8 protein-coding genes are annotated in these 8,353 nt (G+C 62.3%); 6 read left to right on the forward strand and 2 right to left on the reverse strand.

The window, feature by feature from the left end; translation table 11 throughout:
- Both AB4Z11_RS14990 and AB4Z11_RS14995 read left to right on the forward strand, forming a co-directional pair.
- Positions 1–741: uracil-DNA glycosylase (locus AB4Z11_RS14990; RefSeq protein ID WP_442026043.1), on the forward strand; the 741-nt coding region annotated here is incomplete at its 5' end.
- A complete protein-coding gene (locus tag AB4Z11_RS14995; protein WP_442026044.1) occupies positions 725–1,735 on the forward strand; it encodes a DUF1853 family protein in 1,011 nt (336 codons plus the stop codon). The genes AB4Z11_RS14990 and AB4Z11_RS14995, both read left to right, overlap by 17 nt.
- Before the next feature lie 34 nt (positions 1,736–1,769).
- Here AB4Z11_RS14995 and lplT read toward each other — a convergent pair whose 3' ends face one another.
- The gene (gene lplT, locus AB4Z11_RS15000) at positions 1,770–3,032 is read right to left on the reverse strand and encodes a lysophospholipid transporter LplT (RefSeq protein ID WP_442026045.1); all 1,263 of its coding nucleotides are present in this window, start codon (positions 3,030–3,032) and stop codon (positions 1,770–1,772) included.
- A gap of 130 nt (positions 3,033–3,162) precedes the next feature.
- On the opposite strand from lplT, the gene alr reads away from it, so the two are divergent.
- The 4 genes from alr to fliD all read left to right on the forward strand — a co-directional run bounded on the left by alr (position 3,163) and on the right by fliD (position 7,435).
- Positions 3,163–4,251 (forward strand): alanine racemase, encoded by a 1,089-nt coding sequence (gene alr / locus AB4Z11_RS15005; protein ID WP_442026046.1) that lies wholly within the window; start codon positions 3,163–3,165, stop codon positions 4,249–4,251.
- A 3-nt stretch (positions 4,252–4,254) separates the two neighbouring features.
- Positions 4,255–5,628 (forward strand): DNA repair protein RadA, encoded by a 1,374-nt coding sequence (radA, locus tag AB4Z11_RS15010; protein ID WP_442026047.1) that lies wholly within the window; start codon positions 4,255–4,257, stop codon positions 5,626–5,628.
- Between the two features lie 70 nt (positions 5,629–5,698).
- A complete protein-coding gene (locus AB4Z11_RS15015; protein ID WP_442026048.1) occupies positions 5,699–6,022 on the forward strand; it encodes a PilZ domain-containing protein in 324 nt (107 codons plus the stop codon).
- Between the two features lie 84 nt (positions 6,023–6,106).
- Positions 6,107–7,435 (forward strand): flagellar filament capping protein FliD, encoded by a 1,329-nt coding sequence (fliD, locus tag AB4Z11_RS15020; protein WP_442026049.1) that lies wholly within the window; start codon positions 6,107–6,109, stop codon positions 7,433–7,435.
- 272 nt (positions 7,436–7,707) lie between these two features.
- On the opposite strand, the gene sixA is transcribed toward fliD, so the two are convergent.
- A complete protein-coding gene (gene sixA, locus AB4Z11_RS15025) occupies positions 7,708–8,172 on the reverse strand; it encodes a phosphohistidine phosphatase SixA (RefSeq protein ID WP_442026050.1) in 465 nt (154 codons plus the stop codon).
- Positions 8,173–8,353: the final 181 nt, after the last annotated feature.

Here is an 8,353-nt window from a genome sequence, read left to right on the forward strand (position 1 = left end):
CGGCAACCGTCCGCGCCTGCGGCAGGGGCACGGCATACGTCGGCCGCACCTGCGCCTGCGGCGCCGGCGCGGGGGTCGGCGTGGGGTGATGACGTGCCGGCCGTGCCGCGAGCCGCGGCTCACCAGCCACGTGCGGCTGCCGCGCGCTCGCAAGCCAGCGGTCCGGTGACGGACGAGGAAATCGCAGCGATGGACTGGCCGGAGCTGCAAGCGGCTGTGAAATCGTGCACGCGCTGCAACCTGTGCAAAACGCGCGAAACCGCCGTCACTGGTCGCGGCGACGAGCAGGCAAGCTGGCTGGTGCTCGATACTGCGCCAAATCAGGACGATGAAGAATTCGCCGAGCCGATCACCGGTAATCCTGGCCGCCTGCTGGACAATATGCTGCGCGCAGTGAATCAGAGCACGGAGAAGGGCGCGTATATCACCACGCTGGTGAAATGCCGTCCCGCGAACGAAGACGGCAGCCAGCGCCTGCCGACCGCGCAAGAGCTGCAAGCCTGCCGTCCGTATCTGGAACGCGAGTTGCAGCTGACGCAAGCGAAGGTCGTGGTCGCCGTCGGCCATACCAGCGCCAAAGGTCTGCTCGGCGCCGCCGCGCGTGGACGCATCATGCTGCACGGCGAAGTGCCGGTCGTGGCAACCTATCATCCAACCGACCTGCTGAAGCGGCCGGAAGAAAAGGCCAAGGCATGGGCCGACCTGTGCCTGGCCAAGTCCGCCCATGCCGGACGCCGCTAAACCGGCAGCATCCACTTACCAGGCGCGCTTCCAGCGCACATGGGGCCACCTGACGCGCCCCCATGTGCGCGCACTGGCCTGGCTGCTTGATTCCCCCGACCTGCTCGATGCGAACAGCGCTCACTGGCACGGTAAGATCGCGGCACTTGGCGCGCCAACGCCCGCCGTCGCCAACTGGCTGGCCGACCTCGACGCCGATCCGACGCCGGTCGAGCAAGCCCTCGGCAACCGCTTCTACTCACGCCTTGGCCTGTACGCTGAAAAGCTGATGGCCTTCTATTACGCCGAACAAGGCGTACTGGCCGCGCACGGCCTGCAAATCCGCGATGGACGCAATGGCACCATCGGCGAATTCGACTTCCTGCTGCGCGAGGAGGGCGGCTTGCGCCATATCGAATTCGCGACCAAGTTCTATCTGCTCGATGGCCAACCCGATCCGGGCAAATTCAATCACCTCGTCGGACCAAATCTGGCCGATACGCTGGGGCTCAAGATGCGCAAGATCTTCAGCCATCAGCTGCAAATCTCGCGGCATCCGGCCGCGCAGCTGGTGCTGCCGGAGCCGGTCGTGAAAGCGCAGGCGCTGGTGAAGGGCTGGCTGTTTTACGAAGAAGGCAGGGAGTGGAATATTGAAGGCGTGTCGCCCGGCCATTGCCGCGGATATTGGCGCACCTTGTCCGCACAAGCCGCGGCGGAAGGCGAGCGCTTCGTGGTCATGCCGCGCCTGCAGTGGCTGGCGCCGCTGAAGATCGCTGCAGCGCGCCCGGCGCTGGGCGAGGCTGCGCAACTGCCGCCAACACCGGCGCCGCTGACGCGCGACGAGTTGCTGCAAGTGCTAGCTGAAAAATTCGCCATCGATCCATCGCCTGTGATGGTCGCGACGGTGGCCGAGGCGGATGGCTGGCTGGTGGAAACGGAGCGCGGCTTCGTGGTGCCGGACGACTGGCGCGACCGAGCCCGGACGCGCCGTGAAAGCGGAAGCCTGCCGCTGTAGGGCGGATCGTCCGATCCGCCGTGCCCGAACAGCGTTAGTGCTTGTGCTCGCCGATCAGCGCAAGCGAATCGTGCTCGCGCTGGTTGGCTGCATGCACGCGCATCACCATCAGCATGGTTCCCGCGACGAAGAGCCCGAACAGCACGATGATGACATTGAGATCCAGGCGCAGGCGCAGCATCAGCGAGTAGATGGCCAGCATGGTCAGGATCGACAGATTCTCATTGAAGTTCTGTACGGCGATCGAATGGCCAGCGCTCATCAGCACGTGGCCGCGGTGCTGCAGCAGGGCGTTCATCGGCACGACGAAGAAACCGGACAGAATGCCGACCAGTACCAGCAGCGGATACGCCAGATAAGTCGTATCGACGAAGATCATGCCCATCACGATCACGCCCATCGCGATACCCAGCGGGATCACGGTCAGCGATTTGCGCAGGCTGATGAAACGGGCYGACAGCGCCGCGCCCAGCGCCACACCGATTGCGACCATGCCGACGGTGCTGGTGGCCTTGTCAAAGCTCATGTGCAGCGATTTCTTGGCCCACTCCAGCACGATCAGCTGCAGGGTTGCGCCGGCGCCCCAGAACAGGGTGGTCACGGCGAGGGAAATCTGGCCCAGCTTGTCCTTCCACAGGATCACGCAGCAGTTGGAGAAGTCGGTGATCAGCTTGACCGGATTGCGCTCCTGATGAGGATAGACGCAGCCGGTATCGGGAATCTTCAGATTGAACAGGGCCGCCAGCACATACGTACCGCCGACCACGCACAGCGCCATTTCGGTGGTGGTGTCGATGCCGGTGTCGATGTAAGGAAGGTCGATACTCATCAGCCAGGCCGACACGCGGCCCGCGACCAGTGCACCGCCCATTACGGTGCCGAAAATAATCGAGGTCACCGTCAAACCTTCAATCCAGCCATTTGCCGCCACGAGTTTCTCGGCGGGAAGCAATTCGGTCAGGATGCCGTATTTAGCCGGCGAATAAATCGCCGCGCCAAAACCCACGACCGCATAAGCAGCCAGCGGATGCACATGCGTGAAAATGAGAATGCAGCCGAAAATCTTAATCAGGTTCGCAATGAACATGACGCGGCCTTTGGGCAGCGCGTCAGCGAAAGCGCCCACAAATGCAGCCAAAAGCACGTAAAACAGCACAAACGACAGCTTCAGGAGCGGCGTAATCCACGCCGGGGATTTCATGGAAACGAGCAGGTCGATCGCCACGAACAACAATGCGTTGTCCGCCAGCGACGAAAAGAACTGCGCTGCCATGATGGTATAAAAACCACGATTCATTCTGGGGCCCGAAAACTTATCTCGGCATGCTTTATACCATGGAAAGGGTGGTTTCCCAAGAAATCACACCCGTGCCTAAGACCCCTCTAAGGTAAAATGCGGGATTCCTTTTCGACCCTCGTTTTACGCCATGCCAAGGCCCATCGAAGCACGCATCCATATTGATTCAATGAAACACAATCTGGCCCGTGCGCGGGCCTGTGCGCCGCAGTCCAAAGCCTGGGCCGTGCTCAAGGCCAACGGCTACGGCCACGGGCTGGAACGTGCGATGCGCGGCTTCGCGGAGGCGGACGGCCTGGCGCTGATCGAGCCCGACAACGCGTTGCGCCTGCGCCAGCTGGGCTGGACCAAGCCCATCCTGCTGCTGGAAGGTTTCTTCGACGCGGCCGACATCGAAATGATGGCCGAGCATGACATCAACGGTTCGGTCCATTGCAACGAGCAGATCGACCTGCTGGCAGCCGCCCGCCTGCCGCGCGCCGTCAATGTGCATCTCAAAATGAACACCGGCATGAACCGCCTCGGCTTCAAGCCGGAAGCGTTCCGCGCCGCTTACGAGCGCCTGCGCGCGCTGCCGCAGGTAGGCGAGATCACGCTGATGACCCACTTCGCCAACGCCGACGAGCGCGCCCATCCCTGCATGCCGATCGATGAACAGATCCGCCGCTTCCAGGCCGCGACTGACGGCATTCCGGGCCAGCGCAGCCTGTCCAATTCGGCTGGCATTTTCCTGATGCCGGACCTGGGCAYGGCGCTGCCGAGCGACTGGGTTCGTCCCGGCATCATGCTGTATGGCGGCACGCCGGGCGGCAAGACGGCGGAAGAATTCGGCCTGCTGCCGGCCATGACGCTGGCCAGCGAAATTATCGGCATCCAGGACATCGCCAAGGGCGACTTTGTCGGCTATGGCAGCCGCTTCGAGGCGGAAGGTCCGATGCGCATTGGCGTAGTGGCTTGTGGCTATGCGGACGGCTATCCGCGCCATGCGCCGGTCGATACACCGGTGCTGGTGAACGGCGTGCGCACCCGTATCGTGGGCCGTGTGTCGATGGACATGCTGACCGTGGATCTTGGCCCGGTGCCGGATGCGAAGATCGGTAGTGAAGTCACTCTGTGGGGTAAAGGCCTGCCGATCGATGACGTGGCAACTGCCGCCGGCACCATCGGCTATGAGCTGATGTGCGCCGTGGCGCCGCGTGTGCGCGTGGTCGAGGCCTGATCCATGGCGAAGGCAAAGACCAACTACACCTRCAGCGAATGCGGTGGCGTGTCCAGCAAATGGACCGGCCAGTGCGCCGCCTGCCAGCAGTGGAACACGATGGTGGAAACCGTCATCGAGGCGGCGGGCGCCAACCGCTTCTCGCAAACCCATCAATCGCTGGCGCAGACCGCGCCCGTGCTGTCGCTGCAGGATATCGAGGCACTGGATGTGCCGCGCTTCGGCACCGGCATTGAAGAATTCGACCGCGTACTGGGCGGCGGCCTGGTGGCGGGCGGCGTGGTGCTGATCGGCGGCGATCCGGGCATCGGCAAATCGACCCTGCTGCTGCAGGCCCTGGCGAATATGTCGCAGGTCAAGAGCGTGCTGTATGTATCGGGCGAGGAGTCTGGCGCGCAGATCGCGCTGCGTGCCAAGCGCCTGGCGGTCGACGCCAAGGACCTCAAGCTGCAGGCCGAGATCCAGCTGGAGAAAATTCTCGCCACGCTGAATGACATCAAGCCGCAGGTGGCCGTGATCGACTCGATCCAGACGCTGTACTCGGATGCGCTGACGTCGGCGCCCGGCTCGGTGGCCCAGGTGCGCGAATGCGCGGCCCAGCTGACGCGCATGGCGAAGACCACGGGCGTGACCATTATTCTGGTCGGCCACGTGACGAAAGAGGGTTCGCTGGCCGGTCCGCGCGTGCTGGAGCATATCGTCGATGCGGTGCTGTACTTCGAAGGCGATAACAATTCCAGCTTCCGCCTGGTGCGCGCCATTAAAAACCGCTTTGGCGCGGTCAATGAGCTGGGCGTGTTTGCCATGACGGAGAAGGGGCTGAAGGGCGTGTCGAATCCTTCGGCGCTGTTCCTGTCCCAGCACGACAGCCAGGTGCCTGGGTCGGTGGTGATGGTAACGCAGGAGGGCACGCGTCCGTTGCTGGTGGAAATCCAGGCGCTGGTGGATGCCAGCCATCTGCCCAACGCGCGCCGGCTGTCGGTTGGTCTGGAGCAGAATCGCCTGGCGATGCTGCTGGCAGTGCTGCACCGTCACGCCGGCATTGCGGCTTTCGACCAGGACGTGTTCATAAACGCGGTGGGCGGGGTGAAAATCACCGAGCCGGCCGCCGACCTGGCGGTTCTGCTGGCGATCAATTCCTCCATGCGTAACAAGGCGCTGCCGCGCGGCTTCGTCGTGTTCGGGGAAGTGGGGCTGGCGGGCGAAATCCGGCCCGCGCCGCGCGGCCAGGAGCGCCTGCGCGAAGCGGCCAAACTGGGCTTCTCGGTGGCCATGATCCCGAAGGCGAATGCGCCCAAGCAGCCGATCGAGGGCATGACCATCATTCCGGTGGAACGCATCGACGATGCCTTCAGCCGTTTGCGGGAATTGCAGTAATACTTGATTCACATCATCGCTGAATGCGCAGTACAATACTAGGCTTGTAAGAAACTTTGGATTAAGYACAATGTTGGTGGATAGCAGGCAAGGGGCGCGCAAAATCCTGCGTGTAAAAGCGATGATCGTCATGGATGCAGGCGGCGGACCAATGCTGGCGCGCACCTTCGACCTCGGCCTGGCCGGGATGTCGCTCACATCGGAACACAAGGTCACCATTGGCCAGACTGGCCAACTCGTGTTCGAAATGCTGGTCGACGGCAAGCCGCAAATCGTAAGTTGCCGCGGAAAAGCAAGTCACTGCATCTTCAGCGGCGACGAATTCAAGATCGGCTTTACCTTCCTGCCACTGGATAACGACGCCGCGGGCGCCATCACCAAATTCATGCGGTAAATCCCGGTCTGCTCGGCGTTTTGATTCTCAGGCTATACTGGACAATGATGATCATTTCGTCCTTTATTGGCTCATTGCTAAGCTATGAATAACGTCAGCAACCTTCTCACGTCCATGTACGGCACTACTGCCAGTCTCGGCAATGCCGGCGCGTCGAATACGCTGTCGTCCACCGTGGCGGCGCGGGTCGAGCAGACGCTGGCGTCGCAGAAGGGCGTGGTTAACCGGCTCAACAATAACATCACCAGCACGCAGGCCAAGTTGTCCGGCCTGGGCCAGCTGCAAAGTGCGCTGGCGCTGTTCCAGAATATCGCCGACAGCCTGGCGGGCAGCGGGCTCAGCACGAGCGCCAGCGTGTCCACCAAGGGCGTGCTGGGCGCCGCGACCAACGGCACGGCCAAGGCAGGCACTTACAAGATAGATGTCAGCCAGCTGGCGCAAAACCAGATTCTGAACGGAGCTTCTTTCGATTCGGCGGACAGCCAGATCGRCACCGGTTCCCCCGCCACCATCAAGGTCGGCGACAAAACCATCACCATCGACAGCCACAACAATACGCTGAACGGTATTGCCGGCGCATTGAAAGATGCGGGCATCGACAGCAGCGTGATCAAGTCCAGCACCGGCTATGCGCTGCAAATCCGCAGCGCCAGCGGCGAAGCGAACAGCCTGAAATTCAGCGTCAGTGGCGACGCGGCCGTAAAGAACCTGTTCAGCAATCTGACCCAGAGCCAGGCGGCGCAGGATGCCATCCTGACCGTCGACGGCAAGGAAGTGCGCAGCGCCGATAACAGCATCGACGACGCGATTGCCGGCACCACGCTGACCTTGCAGGGCAAGGGCAAGGCCGACGTTACCATCAGCAGCGACAGCTCGCAGATCGCGAAAAACGTCAGTGCCTTCGTGGCCGGTTTCAATACCCTGAGCGACCGCCTGGCCACGCTGCAGAAGGGCGATCTGAAAGGCGATACGGCGCTGAACCAGGTGTCGAGCCAGCTGGAGCAGCTGGTCAAGACTGGCGGTGGCAGTTCGGCATCCAAGCTGGCCGATGCGGGCCTGACCTTCAGCAATGGCAAACTGGTACTGGATGAGAAGAAGCTGAATGCAGCGATCGCGGCCGATCCGAATGCGGTGTCGAAACTGTTCACCAATGAGGGCAAGGGCATTGCCGACCAGCTGAACAGCAAGATCGACGCGCTGACCGATTCGAAGACCGGCGTCATCAGCCGCGAAGTCACCCAGGTCAACAAGCAGGTGGCGTCGCTGAACACCCAGAAGACCCAGCTGACGCAAACCCTGACGGCGCAAGCCCAGGTGCTGGCCCAGTTCTACACGCAGCAGGAGCAGCAGGGCGGCAATTCCGCGCTGCCGGGCTATAACGGCCCCAGCTCGCTGTTCGACTTCTTCGCCTGAAAAAACGAAGGCTCCGTCGGCGGCGCCCTGAAGGTCCGCTGCGGAGCCGTGCTTCGATGAAGCCTGGTGCTACTCGTGGTAGCGGTCGATCAGCTTGTGATGTGCTCCACGGGATTCGGTCACGATTTCCCACGCGATCAACGCGATCATCGCTCCGAAGATCCCCAGAGTGAACAGGGCCCACATAACGATCCAGCTGCCGTTGCCGGTAGCTGCTCCTTAGTTGATACAACTAAACTTTAGCAGCAAAACATGCAATTGCAAGCGGCCGCTTATTTCACCAGATCGGCTTGCATCACGGCTTTGAGGTAGAGGCTGGTCTGCTCGTCTTCCTCGCGCATCACGAACCACCAGGCGGCGCCTTTCTTCATTTCCCAATCCTGTTCCTCGCCCGTCATCAGCAACGCGGCGCACTGGCCGAGGGTAGGCTGGTGGCCGACGATCAGCACCGCCTCTTTCGAGAAGGGCCAATTGGCGGCCTTCAGAATGTCTTGCGGATCGGCGTCGGGCGCCAGGTCGGGATGGGTCTTGTATTTGCGGCCCAGGCCCTCCGCGGTTTGCACGGTGCGCACGGCGGGACTGACGAGGACGCGGCAGGACTCCGGCAGCTGCGAATCCAGCCACTGGCCCATGCGGCGCGCCTGTTTCTGGCCTTTGGCTGTCAGGGCGCGTTCCATATCGGGCAAATCAGGGCCGCCGGGCTCGGCCTCGGCGTGCCGCCACAAGATCAGGTCCATACGACGTCCTCCCATGAGCAGACTCTCAATCGGCGGCCGTCGGTACGGCCGGACTGCCTAACGTCTCCATCAGGTGCTGCTGGGCGCTGAACGCCTTCTGCTTGCCGCGCGCCTTGCGACGCTGGTAGTGGCCGTCGGGTTCAAGCTCCCATGCGTTGGAGTTGTCCTTCAGGTACGGATT

It is taken from the genome of Pseudoduganella sp. RAF53_2, assembly GCF_052113985.1.
Lineage (GTDB): Bacteria > Pseudomonadota > Gammaproteobacteria > Burkholderiales > Burkholderiaceae_D > Rugamonas.

What these genes read in the sequence shown, in the direction of transcription:
- AB4Z11_RS15015 (WP_442026048.1), top strand. Translation starts at nt 5,699, where the DNA reads ATGTTGGTGGATAGCAGGCAAGGGGCGCGCAAAATCCTGCGTGTAAAA.
- sixA (WP_442026050.1), bottom strand. Translation starts at nt 8,172, where the DNA reads ATGGACCTGATCTTGTGGCGGCACGCCGAGGCCGAGCCCGGCGGCCCT.
- AB4Z11_RS14995 (WP_442026044.1), top strand. Translation starts at nt 725, where the DNA reads ATGCCGGACGCCGCTAAACCGGCAGCATCCACTTACCAGGCGCGCTTC.